The sequence below is a fragment of the Flavobacterium gelidilacus DSM 15343 genome (genome assembly GCF_000422685.1).
Taxonomy (GTDB): Bacteria; Bacteroidota; Bacteroidia; order Flavobacteriales; family Flavobacteriaceae; genus Flavobacterium; species Flavobacterium gelidilacus.
On sequence record NZ_AUGN01000014.1, the window covers coordinates 37,119 to 57,913 of the forward strand.

19 protein-coding genes are annotated in these 20,795 nt (G+C 29.6%); 16 read left to right on the forward strand and 3 right to left on the reverse strand.

The features are described from left to right. Positions 1 to 2 precede the first annotated feature (2 nt). Positions 3 to 302 (reverse strand): hypothetical protein, encoded by a 300-nt coding sequence (locus tag G507_RS0108090; protein WP_026717032.1) that lies wholly within the window; start codon positions 300 to 302, stop codon positions 3 to 5. A 212-nt stretch (positions 303 to 514) separates the two neighbouring features. Here G507_RS0108090 and G507_RS17645 point away from each other — a divergent pair, with 212 nt between their 5' ends. From G507_RS17645 to G507_RS0108165, 14 genes are all read left to right on the forward strand, one after another. Continuing rightward, entirely contained in the window at positions 515 to 670 is a 156-nt protein-coding gene (locus tag G507_RS17645) for a hypothetical protein (protein ID WP_157496522.1), read from the forward strand. A 164-nt stretch (positions 671 to 834) separates the two neighbouring features. Then, the gene (gene tgt, locus G507_RS0108100; RefSeq protein ID WP_026717033.1) at positions 835 to 1,965 is read left to right on the forward strand and encodes a tRNA guanosine(34) transglycosylase Tgt; all 1,131 of its coding nucleotides are present in this window, start codon (positions 835 to 837) and stop codon (positions 1,963 to 1,965) included. Positions 1,966 to 1,969: 4 nt separating this feature from the next. Further along, positions 1,970 to 3,058 (forward strand): LptF/LptG family permease, encoded by a 1,089-nt coding sequence (locus tag G507_RS0108105; RefSeq protein WP_026717034.1) that lies wholly within the window; start codon positions 1,970 to 1,972, stop codon positions 3,056 to 3,058. After that, positions 3,045 to 3,932, forward strand: a complete 888-nt coding sequence (locus tag G507_RS0108110; protein WP_026717035.1) for a DMT family transporter — start codon at positions 3,045 to 3,047, stop codon at positions 3,930 to 3,932. Before G507_RS0108105 ends, G507_RS0108110 begins: the two co-directional genes overlap by 14 nt. A 71-nt stretch (positions 3,933 to 4,003) precedes the next feature. Then, positions 4,004 to 4,957, forward strand: coding sequence for an acetyl-CoA carboxylase carboxyltransferase subunit alpha (locus tag G507_RS0108115; protein ID WP_026717036.1), 954 nt, complete (start codon positions 4,004 to 4,006; stop codon positions 4,955 to 4,957). 150 nt (positions 4,958 to 5,107) lie between these two features. Further along, positions 5,108 to 6,658 carry a replicative DNA helicase gene (dnaB, locus tag G507_RS0108120; RefSeq protein WP_026717037.1) on the forward strand — a complete coding sequence of 517 codons (1,551 nt, stop codon included), beginning with the start codon at positions 5,108 to 5,110 and terminating at the stop codon, positions 6,656 to 6,658. Between the two features lie 172 nt (positions 6,659 to 6,830). Further along, positions 6,831 to 7,157 carry a hypothetical protein gene (locus tag G507_RS0108125; RefSeq protein ID WP_026717038.1) on the forward strand — a complete coding sequence of 109 codons (327 nt, stop codon included), beginning with the start codon at positions 6,831 to 6,833 and terminating at the stop codon, positions 7,155 to 7,157. A gap of 636 nt (positions 7,158 to 7,793) precedes the next feature. Beyond that, positions 7,794 to 8,591, forward strand: coding sequence for a sensor histidine kinase (locus G507_RS0108135; RefSeq protein ID WP_026717040.1), 798 nt, complete (start codon positions 7,794 to 7,796; stop codon positions 8,589 to 8,591). A gap of 3 nt (positions 8,592 to 8,594) precedes the next feature. Continuing rightward, positions 8,595 to 9,281: a response regulator transcription factor gene (locus tag G507_RS0108140; RefSeq protein ID WP_026717041.1), complete on the forward strand. Its 687-nt coding sequence runs from the start codon at positions 8,595 to 8,597 to the stop codon at positions 9,279 to 9,281. Positions 9,282 to 9,524: 243 nt separating this feature from the next. Further along, the gene (locus G507_RS0108145; RefSeq protein WP_026717042.1) at positions 9,525 to 10,793 is read left to right on the forward strand and encodes a hypothetical protein; all 1,269 of its coding nucleotides are present in this window, start codon (positions 9,525 to 9,527) and stop codon (positions 10,791 to 10,793) included. Between the two features lie 136 nt (positions 10,794 to 10,929). Then, on the forward strand, positions 10,930 to 12,012 hold the full coding sequence (locus G507_RS17310) for a helix-turn-helix domain-containing protein (RefSeq protein WP_026717043.1): 1,083 nt from the start codon (positions 10,930 to 10,932) through the stop codon (positions 12,010 to 12,012). A 117-nt stretch (positions 12,013 to 12,129) separates the two neighbouring features. Then, the gene (locus G507_RS0108155) at positions 12,130 to 12,618 is read left to right on the forward strand and encodes a T9SS type A sorting domain-containing protein (RefSeq protein ID WP_026717044.1); all 489 of its coding nucleotides are present in this window, start codon (positions 12,130 to 12,132) and stop codon (positions 12,616 to 12,618) included. Positions 12,619 to 12,630: 12 nt separating this feature from the next. Then, positions 12,631 to 13,398, forward strand: coding sequence for a hypothetical protein (locus G507_RS17315; RefSeq protein ID WP_051191539.1), 768 nt, complete (start codon positions 12,631 to 12,633; stop codon positions 13,396 to 13,398). Positions 13,399 to 14,105: 707 nt separating this feature from the next. Further along, positions 14,106 to 15,371 (forward strand): RCC1 domain-containing protein, encoded by a 1,266-nt coding sequence (locus G507_RS0108165; RefSeq protein WP_026717045.1) that lies wholly within the window; start codon positions 14,106 to 14,108, stop codon positions 15,369 to 15,371. 138 nt (positions 15,372 to 15,509) lie between these two features. On the opposite strand, the gene cphA is transcribed toward G507_RS0108165, so the two are convergent. After that, the gene (gene cphA / locus G507_RS0108170; protein ID WP_026717046.1) at positions 15,510 to 18,134 is read right to left on the reverse strand and encodes a cyanophycin synthetase; all 2,625 of its coding nucleotides are present in this window, start codon (positions 18,132 to 18,134) and stop codon (positions 15,510 to 15,512) included. A 401-nt stretch (positions 18,135 to 18,535) separates the two neighbouring features. Between cphA and G507_RS0108175 the strand changes: the two genes are divergently transcribed. Together G507_RS0108175 and G507_RS0108180 are read left to right on the forward strand one after the other, a co-directional pair. Further along, a complete protein-coding gene (locus tag G507_RS0108175; RefSeq protein ID WP_026717047.1) occupies positions 18,536 to 19,408 on the forward strand; it encodes a cyanophycinase in 873 nt (290 codons plus the stop codon). A gap of 74 nt (positions 19,409 to 19,482) precedes the next feature. Further along, on the forward strand, positions 19,483 to 20,325 hold the full coding sequence (locus G507_RS0108180; protein WP_026717048.1) for an isoaspartyl peptidase/L-asparaginase: 843 nt from the start codon (positions 19,483 to 19,485) through the stop codon (positions 20,323 to 20,325). Positions 20,326 to 20,328: 3 nt separating this feature from the next. On the opposite strand, the gene G507_RS0108185 is transcribed toward G507_RS0108180, so the two are convergent. After that, positions 20,329 to 20,694: a hypothetical protein gene (locus G507_RS0108185; protein WP_157496524.1), complete on the reverse strand. Its 366-nt coding sequence runs from the start codon at positions 20,692 to 20,694 to the stop codon at positions 20,329 to 20,331. Between the last annotated feature and the right edge of the window lie 101 nt (positions 20,695 to 20,795).

Below are 20,795 nucleotides of genomic sequence, written 5' to 3' on the forward strand. Positions count from 1 at the left end.
TATTATTTTGTATCAGCTTCGCTGTAATAGTTATTTTCTTCATCTTCACTTCCGATATTTTCTTGTACATTGTCAAGTTCAGCACCTGGTACATCTAAATCAACACCTGTTTTAACATCTTCAAATGATTTTTCGTTCATTTTTCCGGGAGTTGTATCTGTTGATTTTATTTTTGAAATATCTTCTGGATTAATTTGTTTCTCTTCTTTGTCATTATTATAAATGTCTTCAGATGCTGGATAATTCATCGCATCTAATTTCGATTTAATGTCTGCTTCTTTAGGATTTTTATTGTTTTTCATGATTTTGAATTTAATTAATTAATTACACAAAGTTCTATTTTTAAAAGCAAAAAATGTTACAATGTTTTCACAAATTGTTCTATAATCTTCATAAGAATTAATTTTCTCATTGTTAAATAATAGTTTAAAAGCTAAGAATACATTTTAATATATTATTTAAGTGGTTTAATTTTTCTTTTTATTTCTTTTTTAAAAATTTACTTATGAGGTAAATGATTAAAAGAACCACTGCAATCGAAATAAAAATTCCAAGTCCAAAACCAGCCTTAAAAATTCCTTCTATTACGGAGCAACTTGTCACTAAAGAAGAGGAGAATAGCACAAGAAATGTCAATGTCAATTTATTTTTCATAATGAGTTATTTTTAATTATTTTTACAAATTTCATAATAATTATTATTAGTTGTCTTATATTATTTTTTAAAATAATTGCATTATTTACATAAATGCTTGAAAATTGATTATAATTAAATCATAAAACAGCTCTTCTTAAATTTCAAATAAATTATATTTGCCACTTGTAAAAAGTCACTATGAAATTTAATTTACTTAAAAAAGATACTCAATCTAAAGCTAGAGCAGGAACTATAACTACTGATCATGGTGTGATTGAAACCCCAATATTTATGCCTGTTGGAACAGTGGCTTCTGTTAAAGGAGTCCATCAACGCGAATTAAAAAACGATATTAATCCAGATATTATTCTTGGAAATACTTATCATTTGTATTTGCGCCCTCAAACCGAAATTTTAGAAAAAGCAGGTGGTTTGCATAAATTTATGAATTGGGATAGAAATATTTTGACTGATTCTGGTGGTTATCAAGTATATTCTCTTTCTTCAAATAGAAAAATTAAAGAAGAAGGTGTAAAGTTTAAATCACATATTGATGGTTCTTATCATTTCTTTTCACCTGAAAATGTAATGGAAATTCAAAGAACAATTGGTGCAGATATAATTATGGCTTTTGATGAATGTACTCCTTATCCGTGTGATTATCGTTATGCAAAACGTTCTATGCACATGACACATCGTTGGTTAGACAGATGTATCAATCACCTTGAACATTTGCCTTTTAAATATGGTTATGAGCAAACGTTTTTTCCAATTGTTCAGGGAAGTACTTATAAAGATTTAAGGGAACAATCTGCAGAATATATTGCAAATGCTGGAGCACAAGGAAACGCTATTGGTGGATTGTCCGTTGGAGAACCAGCTGAAGAAATGTATGCAATGACTGAAATAGTTACTGCTATACTTCCAGAAGATAAACCAAGATATTTAATGGGAGTAGGAACTCCTATTAATATTTTAGAAAATATAGCATTAGGAATTGACATGTTCGATTGCGTAATGCCAACACGTAACGCAAGAAACGGAATGTTGTTTACAGCATATGGTTCTATCAATATAAAAAATAAAAAGTGGGAAGCTGATTTTTCTCCTATTGATGAAATGGGACATACTTTTGTAGATACAGAATATACAAAAGCATATCTTCGTCACTTATTCGCAGCAAATGAATATTTAGGAAAACAAATTGCTACGATTCATAATCTAGGATTTTACATGTGGTTAGTTCGTGAAGCAAGAAGACAAATTATTGCTGGAACTTTTAGAGAATGGAAAGATAAAATGGTTATTCAGATGAACCAACGTTTATAGTTTTATGAAGATAATTGATAAATACATATTAAAACGATATTTAGGTACATTTTTAGTAATGTTATTGATGTTTATTCCTATAGGAATTGTCATAGATGTTTCTGAAAAAGTAAACAAAATGATTGAAAATAAAATCGCTATAAAAGAGATATTAATCTATTATGGTGACTTTACAGTTTATTTTGCTAATTTATTGTTCCCAATTTTTCTTTTTTTATCAGTTATTTGGTTTACTTCAAAATTAGCTAATAATACTGAAATCATTGCTATATTGAGTTCGGGAATTTCGTTTAATCGCTTCTTAAGGCCTTATATTGTTGGAGCTTCAATTGTTTCTTTGTTTGCTTTATTGATGGGCTTTTTTTTAGTACCTATGGCAAGTAAAGGTTTTAATGATTTTAGATACACCAATTTAAAAGGAAATAGTCAAACTAGAGAAACAAATGATATTTATCGTCAAATTAAAAATGAAGATAATATTAGCGAATATATTTATGTCAGTAATTATAATTATTTAAGCAAAACAGGATTTAATTTTACGTTTGAAAAATGTATTGGCAATAAAATGCAATATAAAGTGACTGCGAGTAGAATTAAATATAACGAAGAAACTAAAAGCTATACCCTTTATAATTACAAAAAAAGAACTATTGGTAAATTAAATGACAAACTAGAATCACTTGAAAAGAAAAGTCAAAAATATAATTTCGAGCCCGATGATTTAACACCAGTTATTTACGCTGCAGAAACTATGTCGATTTCCGAAATCAATGATTTTATAGATAAAGAAACGCTTAGAGGAAATTCTAATATTAATACTTATTTGGTCGTGCTTTACAAAAAGTACAGTTTGCCAATTTCAGCTTTTATATTGACTATAATTGCCGTTGCTGTTTCTGCGATGAAGCGAAGAGGAGGAATGGGTGTAAATTTAGCCATTGGAATAATCATAGCTTTCACATTTATTTTCTTTGATAAAGTATTTGGAACTATTGCAGAAAAATCTAGTTTTTCACCTTTATTAGCTGTTTGGATTCCTAATATCGTTTTTGGAATTTTAGCTGTTTATTTACTTCGAAATGCTAAACGATAAACTAAAAAACTACCTTCATTTACATGTAATTGTATTTATTTGGGGATTTACAGCCATTTTCGGAAAACTAATTTCTCTCGAAGCTTTAGATTTAGTTTGGTTTCGAATGTTTTTTGGAGCACTTTTTATTGTTGGATTTTTGATCTATAAAAAAGATAGTATTAAAGTGCCTTTTAATGTGTTAATTGGATTTATTGTTTCAGGAATAATAATTGCAGCGCATTGGTACACTTTTTATCAAGCTATTAAAGTTTCAAATATTTCTATAACATTAGCTTGTTTGTCTACTGGAGCTTTTTTTGCATCACTAATTGAGCCTGTTTTTTATAAACGAAAAGTTATTTGGTATGAAGTTGCTTTTGGACTCTTTGCTGTGATTGGAATTTCTATTATATTTAACGCAGAAACAAATCACAAATTAGGCATTATTTTGGCGATTATCTCTGCTTTTTTATCGGCATTATTTTCAGTTATTAATAGTAAATATGCTAAGATATATGATGCTAATGTTATTTCCTTCTACGAATTGTCAAGTGGTGTTTTCTTTTTAAGTTTATATTTATTGGCAACAGAAAAATTTTCAGCCTCATTTTTTAAATTGTCATTTGAAGATTTAATTTGGTTGTTAATATTAGCCTCAATTTGTACGGCATATGCTTTCTCTGCTTCCATAAAAGTAATGAAGTTTTTAAGTCCTTTTACAGTAATGTTAACCGTGAACTTAGAACCTGTTTACGGAATAATTTTAGCTTTATTTATTTTTAAGGATTCAGAACACATGAACTCCCTTTTTTATGTTGGTGCTGCAATAATTCTTTTAACTGTTATAGCAAACGGAATAGTTAAGAACAGAAAAAAGTTAAAAACTAATTAAATTTAAGTTAGATAAAAGTTATAAAAATTTTATATTTGTATTAACAAAAATAAACTAAACATAAACCATATATGGAATATTTAGATTTTGAATTACCAATAAAAGAACTTGAAGATCAGTTAGATAAATGTATGGTAATTGGAGAAGAATCTGATGTAGATGTATCAACTACCTGCAAGCAAATTCAGAAGAAATTAGACGAGACTAAGAAAGATATATATAAAAACCTTACAGCTTGGCAACGTGTTCAGCTTTCGCGTCATCCAAATCGTCCATATACAATGGACCATATTAATGCCTTAACAGAAGGAACGTTCCTAGAACTTTTTGGAGATAGAGGTGTAAAGGATGATAAAGCAATGGTTGGTGGTTTAGGGAAAATTGGAGGTCAATCGTTTATGATTATTGGTCAACAAAAAGGATACAATACTAAAACACGTCAATTCAGAAATTTCGGAATGGCTAACCCAGAAGGGTATAGAAAAGCATTACGATTAATGAAAATGGCAGAAAAATTTGGAATTCCAGTTGTAACATTAATTGATACTCCGGGTGCTTATCCAGGATTAGAAGCAGAAGAAAGAGGTCAAGGTGAAGCAATTGCTCGTAATATTTTTGAAATGTGTCGACTTCAAGTACCAATTATTACGGTTATTGTTGGTGAAGGTGCTTCGGGTGGTGCATTAGGAATAGGAGTTGGAAATAAAGTATACATGTTAGAAAACACATGGTATTCTGTTATTTCACCTGAATCTTGTTCGTCAATTTTATGGAGAAGCTGGGAATATAAAGAAATAGCAGCTGAAGCTCTTAAGCTAACTTCATTTGATATGAAAAAACAAAAGTTAATTGACGATATTATACCAGAACCACTTGGTGGAGCACATTATGATAGAGTTACAACTTTTGCATCAGTAAAAAAATATATATTAAAAGCTTTTGATGAATTAAAAGAGTTATCAACAAAAGATTTAGTAGCTCAAAGAATGGATAAATACAGTAATATGGGGGAATTTAAAGATTAACAACCCAAATTCTTACTTTTTAGCTAAATCCGTCTTTTTCAATAACTGACGGATTTTTTTTGTATGTTGTTAACAGAAAATTTTATTTACTAACATTGTTTTTTTAAAAATCAAATTTCAATTTTAAATGAATTGAAGTACTTTAGCATTATGGAAAACCTCAAAAATATAAACCCTTATAAAGTAGATAAAACGACTATTATAAATCTTGAAAAAGGAAAATTGCCTCCTCAAGTTTTAGATCTTGAAGAAGCAGTTCTTGGTGCAATGATGATTGATAAAAAAGGTGTTGATGAGGTTATCGATATTTTGCAAGCCGAAGCTTTTTATAAAGAGTCTCATAAACATATTTTTGAAGCTATTGTAGAATTATTTAATGACACACAGCCAATCGATTTATTGACGGTTTCTGCTCAATTGCGTAAAAACGCAAAATTAGATTTAGCGGGTGGAGATTTTTACTTAATTCAACTGACACAGAAAGTTTCTTCTTCAGCACATATCGAATTTCACTCAAGAATTATTCTGCAAAAATTTATTCAACGTAGTTTAATAAAAATTTCAAGTGAAATTATCGAAGAATCTTATGATGAAACTACAGATGTATTTGATTTACTAGATAGAGCTGAATCAAAATTATATGAAGTTACACAAGGAAATATCAAACGTAGCTCAGAAACAGCACAAAGTCTAGTAATTCAAGCTAAAAAACGAATCGAAGAAATTGCAAGTCAAGAAGGCTTAAGTGGTGTGCCTACTGGTTTTCACGCCTTAGATAAACTTACTTCTGGATGGCAACCTTCCGATTTAATAATTGTGGCTGCTCGTCCCGGTATGGGTAAAACAGCTTTTACACTTTCAATGGCACGTAATATGGCAATTGATTATGGTAAACCTGTTGCTTTCTTTTCATTAGAGATGTCATCTGTTCAGTTAATTACGCGTTTAATTTCTTCTGAAACAGGATTGTCTTCTGAAAAATTAAGAACAGGAAAGTTAGAAAAACACGAATGGGAACAACTTTCTATCAAAGTAAAAAATTTAGAAAAAGCTCCTTTATATATAGATGATACTCCTTCATTATCAATTTTTGATTTACGTGCAAAAGCTAGACGTTTAGCCTCACAATACGGAATTAAACTTATAGTTGTAGATTATTTGCAATTAATGACAGCTGGTGGAAACGGAAAAGGTGGTGGAAATCGTGAACAAGAAATTTCAACAATTTCACGAAATTTAAAAGCTTTGGCTAAAGAATTAGCTATTCCAGTTATTGCACTTTCTCAACTTTCTCGTGCTGTTGAAACACGTGGCTCTAGTAAAAGACCTTTGCTTTCTGACCTTCGTGAATCTGGAGCTATTGAGCAAGATGCCGATATTGTATCCTTCATTTATCGTCCAGAATATTATAAAATTGATGAATGGGATGATGAAGAGCAATCTCCAACTCAGGGACAAGCTGAATTTATAGTTGCAAAACACAGAAATGGTGGTTTAGATAATGTGAGACTTAAATTTATTGGAAACCTTGGTAAATTTGATAATTTAGATGACTTTAGTTCTCCTTTTGCCGATTTGCCTTCAAAAATGAATCTTGATGATCAAGCAAATCCATTTGCAACACCAAAATTACCTTCACCTAATGAAGCCTTTGGAAGCAGTTCAAATTACGATGACGACGATTCAGATGTTCCTTTCTAAAATAGTTAGTTAAAAATATTAGCTATTATTAAAAGTTTTAAACCACTTTGTTAAATTAATAGTAATTAATAACGCGAATACCCGTAAAAATACCTGTTTTTAACTTTAATTAATTCTTTATTCAATATTAATACTATTTTTGTTTTAGATACTTAACAAATCTAAAACTATTATGGCAAAAGACACAATTACTCTTGAAACAGCTCAAGAATGGGCTGCAACATGGAAAGAAAATGCAGAAACTTATTTAAGTGAAAATCAACTAAAAGCCTTTTTAATTCCTGGAACTGATGTAACTCAAGTGCTTGCCGAAGAAGGAGTTGTAAATGTAAGGTCTTATTTAGGAATTGATGAAAATAACGAGCCACATTTAATGATTGTTGGAGTAGATGCTGATGGTAATGATATGATTGACGATTCAAAAGGGTGGTTTATTTATGATTTTTCACGTCCTTGCCCTAGCACTTGCGATGTAAACAGTCCCTTGTATATTAAATAACACTTATTTTGAAAGAAGTTATAAATTTTGGTTATTTAATACTTACAATTAATACAATACTATACTTAAAAGGCTTTTTTAAAAACGGAAAAGCCTTTAAAATTATAGCAGTTTATAACGCTGTTATATTTTTGATTCAATTATATACTGATATTTTATATAGACAAAGTATTAATAACCTCTATTTATCTCACTTTTACTTTATTTTGCAATTTATTATTCTGAGTTTTTTTTATTTAGAAATAATTAAAATCCCGATACAAAGGCAAATCATTAAAATAAGTATTCCTTTATGTTTATCAGTTTTAGCGATACAGTATTACATTAATCCTAATTTGTATTATAAATTTAATTATTTTGAAATCTTTATTACTTCTTTTTTATTGATAATATATTCGATGTTTCATTTTTACAATATTTTAAATGAAAGTAAAAAGTTTTTTTATATAAATATGGGTATTCTAATATATCTATTTAGTAGTACCATAATATTTATTTCTGGTAATTTAATGATTTCTTTATCTAGTAATTTTAATAATGTTATTTGGTTAATAAATGGAGTGTTATATTTGATTTACCAGATTTTCATCTTGGTTGAATACATTAAACATTACTCAAATAACAATAACGAAAATAATGAATAATAGTACTTCAGAAATAGAATTAATTTATACTGTCATTTATGCATTTGGGGCATTTTTTTTAATGGCTATAGCTGTTGTTGTATTTATATATTATGCTCGAAAAAAAATTATTCAAAAAGAATTAGAAAAGAAAAATTTAGAAATTGCTTACCAAAAAGAGATGCTCAATGCAGCTATTTTAACTCAAGAAAAAGAGCGTAAAAGAATTGCAAGAGATTTACATGATGATATTAGTTCAAAAATTAATATAATTTCATTGAATAGCCATTTTTTGAATGTTAAAGACCTATCTGAAACCGAAATAAAACAAATTACATCAAATATTATTGATGTTTCTGCAAAAGTTTTAGAAAGCACTAGAAGAATATCACATGATTTATTACCACCTATTTTTGAAGAATTTGGAATTCATGTAGCTATAGAAGAACTTTGTACAAATTATTCTAATGGTAATTTACTTGAAATAGAGTATCAAAATCCATACAAACAAAATGTTTTTGATGAAATAGATAAAAATAATCATTTGCATCTATTTAGAATTTTGCAAGAACTCGTTAATAATTCAATAAGACACGGTAAAGCCACAAAAATTAAAATTGAATTAAATAAAAATAAAAGTAACCGTATATTAACTTATGAAGATAACGGAATAGGTTTTGATGATACTTATGAGTCTAATAAAAAAGGTTTAGGTATGAAGAATATTGAAAGTAGGGTAGAGTTTCTAAATGCAAATTTTAAAATAGAAAGTGTTGTAAATCAAGGAGTAAAAATAGTTTTAAATTTTTAAAGTATGAATGAAATTGTGAAAATTACACTAGCAGATGATGAAGTTCTATTTAGAAAAGGAGTTTTATTCATGCTTGAACGAGAGAAAAATATTGAGATTGTCTTTGAAGCTTCAAATGGTGAAGAGTTACTTACTTATTTAAATGATAATCAAGAAAACCTTCCCGATATAATCTTAATGGATTTAAAAATGCCTCTTTTAAATGGAGTAGAAGCCACAAAAAAAGTGCACAAAAAATTCCCTGCGATTAAAATAATAGCTTTGACTAGTTATGATACTAAACCTTTTATTATTAATATGATACAAGAAGGTGCTTGTTCTTATTTGGTTAAAAATGCTTCGCCAAATGATATGATTCATACGATAAATGAAGTTGCTTCAAAGGGTTTTTATTATAATGATTTAATAATGAGTATTATTCAAGAAGGATTAATTTTTGGAACTAAAAAAACAAAAAGTAGCTTTGATGAAGAATATCTTACTACTAGAGAAAAAGAAATTTTAGAATTGGTTTGTCAACAATATAGTACCAACGAAATTGCCGATATATTATTCATAAGTCCCAGAACTGTCGATGGTCATCGTAATAATTTATTATTAAAAACAGAATCAAAAAACATTGCTGGATTAGTAGTGTATGCAATTCAAAATGATGTAGTTAATTTAAAAAACATTACGAATCGAATTTAAATTAAAAATAGTCAAACATGCATTTTATGTTATAGAAAAATGTATAAAGTTTTAATGTTTTACTAGTTTTTATATCAAGTTTAAGTTAAGTAGGAATTTTTCATGATCTTTTAATAAGCTAAAGTTTCTGTTTATAAAAAAGAGAAAATATAACTATTATAAGGCAATATTTCCTGTTTCACAAACCATTTCTAAAAACTGTTTTTTTAAAACCAATTTTTATATCTTTGGATAAATATAACTATTTTGAAAAATTCATTATACATACTTTTTTTATTATTTACCATTTCAGCAAAAGCATCTTTTGTTTTAATTCCAATGGAAGCTGAAGGGCAACAAAACCACCTTAAAGCATATGGAATTACATATTGGGCTTTAGAAAAAAATTACAAAGTCAATTGGTTGTTGAATTATCGTGGAGGTTCATTTTTGTTTCCTGATGCCGAAGAAATTCGTAAAGAATGTCAAATTAGAGGCGTAACTTTTGAAATTTTATCTGATGGACAAACGGCAACAATTTTAGAAGAAATTAGCAGTCCATCTCAAAATCAAGAAACCGTAATTTTAGAAAAAGCTCCCAAAATTGCAGTTTATACACCAAAAGGTAAAAAACCTTGGGACGATGCTGTAACAATGGTTCTGACTTATGCTGAAATTCCCTATACCGAAATTTATGATGAAGAAGTATTAAGTGATCAACTAATTTTATACGATTGGTTGCACTTGCATCATGAAGATTTTACAGGTCAATATGGAAAGTTTTTTTCGGCTTATAGAAATGCCCCTTGGTATATAGAACAAAAGAAAGATGCAGAAGCATTAGCTGCAAAATTGGGTTTTAGTAAAGTTTCTGAAGAAAAAAGAGCAGTTGCTATAAAAATCAGGGATTATGTAATTGGTGGTGGATTTATGTTTGCAATGTGTTCGGCAACGGATAGTTTTGATATTGCACTTTCTGCAGAAAACGTTGATATTTGTGAACCTATGTTTGATGGTGACGAAAGCGATGCTAATTATCAATCTAAAATTGATTACTCAAACACCTTTGCTTTTAAAGATTATATTTTAGAAAGAAGTCCAATGGTTTATGAGTTTTCTGATATTGATACAACAAATGATCATGGCAAAGGTGCACTTGCTATGGATAATGATTATTTTTCCTTAATGGAATATTCTGCAAAATGGGATCCAATTCCAACAATGTTATGCCAAAATCACACTACTTTAGTGAAAGGTTTTATGGGACAAACGACCGCATTTGATGCTTCTAAAGTAAAATCAAATGTTTTGGTTATGGGTGAATGTAAAATCAATGGCGAAGCTCGTTATATTCATGGCACCAAAGGAAAAGGAATGTTTACTTTTTATGGTGGTCACGATCCAGAAGATTTTCAGCATAGAGTAGGAGATGCTCCAACAGTTTTAGATTTGCATCCAAATTCTCCTGGTTATAGATTAATCTTAAATAATGTATTGTTTCCTGCAGCTAGAAAGAAAAAACAGAAAACATAATAAGAGAAATATAGTAAAATTCCAGCTTTTAGGAAGTCTTTTATTTTGTGATTTAGAATCAACATAATAACCAATATTAAATCATTTTAGAAAAATATCCAATTAAAATCGTATTGTGATATTAAATTGCAAATTAATGAATATAAAATTATCAAAATGGTTTCAGTTCGTAAAGCCTAACTTAATTTTTTTTAATAATGGTTTTTTTGAATTTCCATATTTAGCAAATACTCCTGAATTATTTATCGATTCAACCATAAAATCACCAGGAAGCAAACATGTTCTTGAAGATCAAGCTGTTTATAGAAATAATCCTTTTATTAAAGGAGAAATGCGCTATCGAAAAATAGAAGAAGGTTTGTGGCTTACTATCTCTAATGTAGAATTTAAATATAATGCATTAATTAAATCGGCTTATGATAAGAATATACCTAGTGAGCATTATTCAATTACATTTACTATTTTTGAAAGTGAAATTAAACTTCAAAATGTTTTTATAAATAAAATGCCATTTTACAATAAGTTTTGGAGTTTCAAAAAACCAGGAACGGATGTAGGTGCTAGTTTTTATAAAGGTTCTAAATGCATATTTTATATTTTTTACATAAGCCCAAGTTGGTTAGAAAAGCACGTGCCTCTTGAGAAATTAGATGCTGAGATTCCTTTTAAAAAGTTTCTAGATTCGGATAAAGGCTTTATTTCCTATCAAGATATTGTGCCTAATGCTGAAGTTTTTGCTCAAGAAATTTTACATACTTTTAAAACATTTAAAGACGATATTTTCAGTGAAACTATACTAAAAGCTCAGTCGTTAAGTTTTATTTCTGTATTTTTTAAAAATGTATTTGCTGATTTACGAGGCGAAAACTACCAAGAAAAGGGTAAAATCGATTACAAGTTAATTGCAAAATGCGAAAGTATGATAGCTTCAAATTTATCCTCTCAATTTATAGGGATTGAAACTCTTGCTCAAAAACTACATATATCTTCAACCAAACTAAAAATGGACTTTAAATCGGTATATGGTACTTCTATATTACAATATGTAATTGATAAAAAAATGCAATTAGCAATGCAACTTATCTTAACAACAGATATGCAAATTAAATATATTGGAAACGAAGTTGGTTATGATAGTCCTAGTAAATTTAGTGCAGCATTTAAGAAAAAATACCAGAAACTTCCTTCTGATTTCCGTATAGAATCTACTGTAGATTAATTATTTATGTGCTTTAAAATGAAATATGTCTTAATGGGCTATCGTTTAGTCTGATTGGGCTACTCAAATTGTTCTTAAGAAATTACTTTTGCTTTTATAATATAAAACCTACTATTTATGAAAACAAAAAAATTATTAACTTTTTTAACAATTGTGTTTTACTTAGGGATGTCCAATTGTTATTCGCAACAGTCCCTTACTTCATCCGGAGGAGATTTAACTGGTTCAAACGGCTCCGTAGCTTACTCAATTGGACAAATAGCATATACTACTAATACAGGTTCAAATGGTTCCGTTAGTCAAGGAGTTCAACAACCTTATGAAATTTCTGAAGTATTAGCTTCTGAAGATTTTTCAGAATTAGTAAATGACTTAATTGTTTATCCAAATCCTTCAACAGATCTATTAATTATAAATATGTCTAATCGTAATGGATTAGAATTAGATTATACAATTATAGATATGACAGGTAAGGTTTTAAAATCTAAAAAAAATATTGAAAATGAAACAAACATTGTTGTTTCAGACCTGCCTTCATCAATCTATTTTTTAAAAATCACAAACAAAAACAAAGAAGTTAAAACATTTAAAATCATTAAAAAATAAAACAAAATAATTATGAAAAAAATATACACTTTAATCGCAATACTTATTGTTTCATTAAGCACTTATGCACAAACTCCTGAAAAAATGAGTTATCAGGCAGTTATAAGAAATACTGCTGGAAATTTAGTAGTTTCAACTTCAGTTGGAATGCAAATATCTATTTTACAAGGTTCTTCAACAGGAACTGCTGTATATGTAGAGTCACAAACACCAACTACAAATGCAAATGGATTAATCAGTATTGAAATTGGTAGTGGAACTGTAGTTTCGGGGACATTTAATACTATAGCTTGGTCATCAGGTAATTACTATATTAAAACGGAAGTTGACCCTACAGGAGGAGCTAATTATACTATTACAGGGACAACTCAATTATTAAGTGTACCTTATGCTTTGCAAGCAAAAAAAGTTGAAAATGTAACTACTATTTCAGGAACTATTAATATTTCAGGTCCTGGAGTTTATCAGATAGTTTATGGGAATGGTTATAGAGGTATTGGTACAATGAGCTGTAGTATTGATCAAGTGCCAAATGGAATTTGGAATTCAGGAGGAACAATTGCTTTTAGTCAGAACGGAAATACACAGGATTATCTATTAAACGTAGTGGAATATCAATTATACTCTGGAGGTGCCATAGATGCAGTGCTTCGTCCATTAAATAATAATAATTATGATAATGTTGGGTCAAATATTGACGGTCGTGTTGAAGTAGAAGTATTAAGTATTTCACAACCATCAGTTCTAAGATGGTCACTAACTGTTTACCCTGCTAACTAAATATTTTTTAGGGATTTCGTATTTTTTTGAGAAAAGAGTCAGTATTTACTGGCTCTTTTTTGTTTACCTTTAAGTTAGAATAACTTTATTTTTTATTTATTTATTTATGAAATAATTAAAGGTTATTTATTTTTTTAAAAAAACCTCTTGATTTTGATTGTTTTTTTTGAGTTTTATTTAATGATTTGACAAATAGTGTAAAAATAATACAAGTTTTTTGTTAAAAATAATCATTTATTACGGTTAAACCTTTTTTGTATTACATAAAACCCTCATTCATGATATTAGTACTTGCAATGTATTAATTTTTAGTTGTAGTTTTAACATATCAAAAACAAACAAACAATTATTTAGTCATGAAAAAGCAAACAACACACCAAAAACAAAATGCTTTTTTTCAAATCGAAAAAAACGAATTTGTAAACTATCATTATAAAATTTATCGAGTCAAAAAAAAGCGATAAATTCTACTTTATTAATTTCAGAATTATTCCCAAATCTACTATCAATTTCTGTTTGAAGAAATATTTTACTTTTTTGTGTCCCTTACATAAATAAGCTGAATTAAATCCTCGAGGTCAAATAGTTAAAGATACCTTATTTTATTTTTATATCAATTTTTTTGCTAAAGAAATTTGGCACAGAATTCTAGTACCCAAAACAAACTTAACAATTAGACTTTTATAGTCCCAAAAAATACTATTCTCATGAAAAATCTACTTACTATATCGATCCTTGCATTAACATTATCTTTAAATGCACAAAATTTTGAAAGTTACTCATTCAGTGGTGGTCACACTACAGCAAAAAAATCTGATGGAACTCTTTGGGGTTGGGGCTATGCGTCTTCAGGTCAACTGGCAACTTTAAGTCAAAACGAACCTAAACCAGTTAAACTAAGCGAAGAAAAAGATTGGAAAACAGTTCAAACAGGAATTAAAAATACATTTGCTATCAAACAAGACGGAACACTTTGGGCTTGTGGAAGTAACGAATATGGTGCTTTAGGAATTAATTCTGAAGAACAAGTTGTTGAATACTTTCATCAAGTTGGTGAAGATTCAAACTGGATTAAAGTTGCACCATCTTATTTGTTTACTGTTGGTATAAAAGCAGACGGAACAATTTGGGCTTGGGGTCAAAATGATTCAAACCAAATGGGAAATAAAACAAAAAGCGCACAAGAATTATCACCTATTCAAATTGGAGAAGCTTCTAATTGGATTGACATTGCAACTACAACAAATAAAACGGCTTTTGCAATAAAAGAAGATGGAACAATATGGGGTTGGGGTTTAAATGATTCTAATTTAATAGTTGCAGATTCAAGAGTTGGAAACACTTATTTACCAACACAAGTTAATAATGATAAAGACTGGGTTAGAATTGAAGGTGGAAAAAACCATGTTATTGCTCAAAAAACTGACGGAACAATTTGGGCTTGGGGAGAATCTAGTATGGGTCAATTAGGAAGTGGTGATTTAGTTACTTACACAAACAGACCACAATTAGTTTCTGCTGATAAATGGATTGATTTCTCTGCTGGATTTGCTGTTTCTTATGCCGTTAAAAACGACGGAACATTATGGGCTTGGGGAAGAAATAACTTCGGACAACTTGGTGATGGAACTACAGAAAATCGTAATGTGCCAGTACAAATTGGAACTGATAAAAACTGGAAAACTGTTCAAGCAAAAGGATTTCAAGCAACTATGTTGACTAAAGCTGACGGGAGTATTTGGTATATGGGATGGAATACATTTGGTTCATTTGGTAACGGAACTTATACTAATGCAATGGTTCCAACTAAAAATGACAACCTTAATTTATTAAATACACCTCAATACAATCATAGAGAAGTTCTAGCAGCAAACAAAAAAGCTAAAGGAAGAATGCAAGAGAAAGATTTACAAGCTAACTTAGATGCTGCAATTAAAAGTAAAAATGAAGTTACAGTTCTAGATAAAAATTAAATAATTGTTTGTTTTGATAAAAAACCCAAATTCTAATTACTGAATTTGGGTTTTTGTTTTTATAATATGATTAAATGAATCTTCGTTTTCTTTAAATAAATTTTCACTTTTAGAATTATCTAAAATTTTATATAATTTCTAAACATTCTGCTCTTCATTCTCTTTGTCTAAATAATCTTGAACGATATCAATTGCATTAGCAACCACATCACTTAAAGCAGTTATAAAAGCTCCTTCTTCAACAGTGTCTATTGCATGTTTTATAGCTTCTGTTTCTAATGGAATTATTTCATAAGTAGTATTACTGTTTGCTTCATTAATTCCTTCTAAAATTAAATCAATGATTTCTTGTTCCGTTCTACCTCTTAAATATTTTTCTTGTCTTATAATGATGTGATCAAACATTCTTCCTGCGATTAAACCACATTCTTTAATGTCTTCATCACGTCTATCTCCAACACCGGCAATAATTCCGATTTTTTTAGCAGCTTCTATATTGTTTAAATAATCTTCAATTCCTCGATATCCAGCAGGATTGTGAGCAAAATCAATTAATACTTTAAATTTTCTAAACTCAAAAATATTCATTCGTCCAGGAGTTTGGGCTACACTTGGAATAAATGTTTTTAAAGATAAACTGATATCGTCTGTTTTAAATCCCCATAAATAACTCGCAAGAGTTGCTGCTAAAACATTAGCAATCATAAAACGTGCTTTTCCATTTAATGTTAAAGGAACGTGAGTTGCTCTTTCAACTCTAATTTTCCATTCTCCTTTTTTAATGGTGATATATCCATTTTCATAAACAGCAACAGTTTTACCTTCTTTGCTTAATTTTTTTATAAACGGATTTTCTTCATCTAAACTAAAATAAGCTACGTTGCAATCTAAACTTTCTCCAATTTTAACACATTGTTCGTCTTCACCATTTAAAATGGCCCAACCATCTTTTTTTACACTTCGAACAACTACGCTTTTTACTTTTGCTAAATCTTCTAAGGTGTGAATGTCAGCTAAGCCTAAATGATCTTCAGCAACATTTGTCATTACGGCAATATCACAACGACCAAATCCTAAACCAGAACGCAAAATTCCACCACGAGCTGTTTCTAAAACGGCAAATTCTACTGTCGGATCTTTTAAAATATATTCAGCAGAAAGTGGACCAGTTGTGTCTCCTTTTTCCATCATGTGGTTTTGAATGTAAATTCCGTCTGATGTTGTGAAACCAACTTTGTACCCATTATTTTTTACAATATGTGCAATTAAACGAGTTGTGGTTGTTTTTCCATTTGTTCCAGTTACTGCTATAATTGGAATACGACTTTCTTTTCCTGGAGGATAAAGCATATCGATTACTGGAGCAGCTACATTTCTTGGTAATCCTTCAGATGGAGCTAAATGCATTCTAAATCCAGGTGCTGCGTTGACTTCTAAAATACAACCACCATTTTCTTTTAACGGTTGTGTTAAGTTTTCGGCCATTATATCTACACCACAAATGTCTAATCCAATAACTCTTGAAATTCTTTCGCAAAGAAAGATATTTTCTGGATGCATCATATCAGTAACATCTACTGAAGTTCCACCTGTACTTAAATTTGCAGTTGATTTTAAATAAACTACCTCACCATTTGCAGGAATTGTTTCAACAGTGTAGCCATATTTTTCTAATAAATCTTCTGAATCTCTATCGATTTCTATTTGAGTTAATACATTTTCATGTCCATAACCACGTCTAGGATCTTTATTGGTAATATTAATAAGTTCTTGAATGGTATTTTTTCCATTACCAACAACATTAGCTGGAACTCTTTTAGCAGCAGCTACTAATTTGTTATCAATGATTAAAACCCTAAAATCAAAACCAGTTACGAATTTCTCTACAATAACTCTTCTACTATATTTTTTGGCATAGGCTAAACCTTCAACAGCTTCTTCCCATGTTTTTACATTAATAGAAGCACCTTTTCCGTGATTTCCGTCTAAAGGTTTCAGAACTATTGGGTAACCTATTTTTTTGATTGTATCTTCTAAATCTTCTTCATCTACACAAATATCTCCATCAGCAACAGGTATTGATGCCATGTTTAACATTCGTTTGGTTTGTTCTTTGTCACAAGCGATGTCTACAGCTATATTACTAGTTTTGCAAGTAATTGTTGCTTGAAAACGCAATTGATTTATTCCATAACCTAATTGTACTAATGAGTTTGTTCCTAAACGAATCCAAGGGATATCTCTTGCAACAGCTTCTTCTACAATACTTCCTGTGCTTGGTCCAAGTCGAACGCGCTCACGAATTTCACGCATTTTTTGTAAGTCACCTTCTAAATCATAATCAGTTCCAGAAATTAAAGCTTCGGCAATTCGTACTGATGATTCAGCTGCAAAAACTCCTACATTTTCTTCTGTGTAACTAAAGACTACGTTATAAATCCCAGGTGTTTTTGTTTCTCTGGTTCGACCAAAACCAGTATCCATTCCGGCAAGTGTCTGAATTTCTAAGGCAATATGCTCAATAACATGACCCATCCAAGTACCTCGTTCTACCCGCATAAAAAAACCACCTTTACAACCTTCAGAACATCTGTGTTCTATCATGGTTGGAAACATTGCTTCAATTCGCTCACGAAAACCTTCAATCTTATCGGTTGGAGATTGTTCCATTTCCTCTAAATCTAATCGCATTTGGATTAGTTTTTTTCTTTTTACACTCCAAAGGTTTGGTCCACGTAAGGCTTGAATTTTAAGTATTTTCATTATTGGTCTTTGTTTTTTGTTGTAATAGTTACGAATCTGTTAAAATTAAGGATTTTTTGTTTTAATATTTTATTTTTTTTGAAAGAAATTTAAATTATTTTCTGTATTTTAAAACAGATGTTGATTTTCAGACTTTTACAAGCCAAAATAAACAGAAAAGACCACTATCTTCAAGCCCTGATAGGAATGGCATCCTTTTTTGTACTCATTTTTTACTTTTTAAAAAGTAACTTGACAAAAAAGATATAATGGATAGCAGGAAAATGGATTGTTAATAAGCCAAGTGTTTTGCTAAAAAATAAAATAAAATAAAATTGAAGGTTGATGGCATGAATTTGTTACTTTTGCCAAATGAATTCGATGAATAGAATTTATACTAATTGGGGGAAATATAACACTATATGAACTGTAAGGGTAAATTAATAATTATTGGTGGAGCTGTTGATAAAGGTAGTTTTACAGAAAATAAATTCGATAAAGACGTAGCAAAAAATATTAATTTCTTTGAAAAAGGAATTTTGAAACGTATTATTGATGAATCGAAGCATAAAGAAAAATCTAGAATTGAAATTATACCAACTGCATCAAGTATTCCTAAAGAAGTTGGAGCAGAATATGTAAAAGCTTTGCATTATTTAGAAGCTGAAAACACAGATGTTTTAAATATTGAAAATCGTGAACAAGCCAATAGTGAAGAGACTTTAGCTCGTTTAAAAGCAGCCGATGTTGTTATGTTTACTGGTGGAGATCAATTGCGTTTGACATCTATATTAGGTGGGACAAAGTTTCATGATATGTTGTTGGATAAATATGAAAATGAAGAATTTGTTTACGCAGGAACTTCGGCTGGTGCAGCTGCAGCATCTAATCATATGATCTATCAAGGTAGTAGTAGTGAAGCCTTATTAAAAGGTGAAGTAAAAATCACAAGTGGTCTTTCGTTAATTGACAATGTGATTATTGATACGCATTTTGTGAAACGTGGCCGAATTGGTCGTTTGTTTCAAGCAGTTGTTAGTAATCCAAGATTGTTAGGAATTGGTCTTGGTGAAGATACTGGACTTTTAATTAAGAATAACAATCAAATGGAAGCTATTGGTTCTGGTTTGGTAATTTTAGTGGATGGAAAAGAAATAAAAGAAACTAATTTAACTGAAATTTCATTAGGTGAACCAATTTCTATAAATCATTTAGTTACTCACGTAATGAGTATGCATGATCTTTTTGATTTGAGTACTTATAAAATGAAAATTCATACTTCTCAACACGTTTAAAAAAAATATTGCAGATTTTAGAAAGTAGATTTTACATCTGCTGGCTATTTTCTATATTCCAAAATCATATTTCTATGAAATTAATTATTCACGGTGGATTTTTTTCGGAATCATCGACATCAGATACGACAAAAGTTGCTAAACAAAATGCTTTATTGAGAATTGTAAAAGATTCTTATACTTATATGGAAACGCATTCTGCTTTAGAGACAGTAGTTTTTGCAGTTTCTTTGTTGGAAGATGATGCCTTGTTTAATGCTGGAATTGGTTCTCAAATTCAGAGTGATGGAAAAATTAGAATGAGTGCTTCTTTAATGGATGGTGTGACTAATAAATTTAGTGGTGTTATTAATATTGAAGAAGTAAAAAACCCAATTCAAGTTGCCGAAATTTCATTAAATGTTGACGATAGAGTTCTTAGTGGAGAAGGAGCAACCGATTTTGCAAGAAAAAATGGTTTTGAAAAATTCTCTACTGAAATTCCACAACGAAAAGCTGAATATGAAGCAAAAGCAAAATCAAACGGTCAAGGAACTGTAGGTTGTGTGGCTTTTGATAAAAACGGAAATATCGCAGTGGCAACTTCAACTGGTGGAAAAGGTTTCGAAATTGTAGGAAGAGTTTCTGATTCAGCAACAGTTGCAGGAAATTATGCAAATGCTTACTGTGGTGTAAGTCTAACTGGTGTTGGAGAAGATATTACAAGTAATGCAACAGCTGCAAAAATTGTAACTCGAGTTACAGATGGATTTACGTTAGAACAAGCTTTTGAAAAAACTTTTGAAGAATTAAAGCCTTATGATGGTTTTGCAGGTGCAATTGCTATAGATAAAAATGGAAATATGTTTCATCAAGATTCACATCCTACAATGGTTTTTGCTAGTTTTGATGGAATGAATGAAGAGGTTTTTGGATAATTTTTAGTTTTTGATGATTTTTAAATCAGTTTTAACTTGACTAGGTTTAAGAATTCTATCTTTTATATCAATATTAATTTCATACTTAATATTGTATAGTTCTAAAATTGAATCTAATTCTTTTTTGTTTTTCAAATTACTTTTTTTGTCGAATAAATGCTTGTTTAACATTCCAAAAGCATAACTTAATAAAGCAATTCCGACACTAATAAACACAGTTATTAATCCTATTAAAAGAATAGTTGATTTTCCTGTATTTATTTTTAATACTTCAGAAATGTATTCGTAGAAAAAATGTGTTAATAAGAAAACTCCAATTCCTAAAATTAGAAATGTAGTAAAATAAGAGTATACCCAAATTTTTTCCATTTTTATCTTTTTATGTTCAACGTTTATATCCGTTATTTTTTCTTTGAGAATTTTTCCAAATTTTATTTTATTGCATTTTGTATCAAACTTTGGTTTATCAT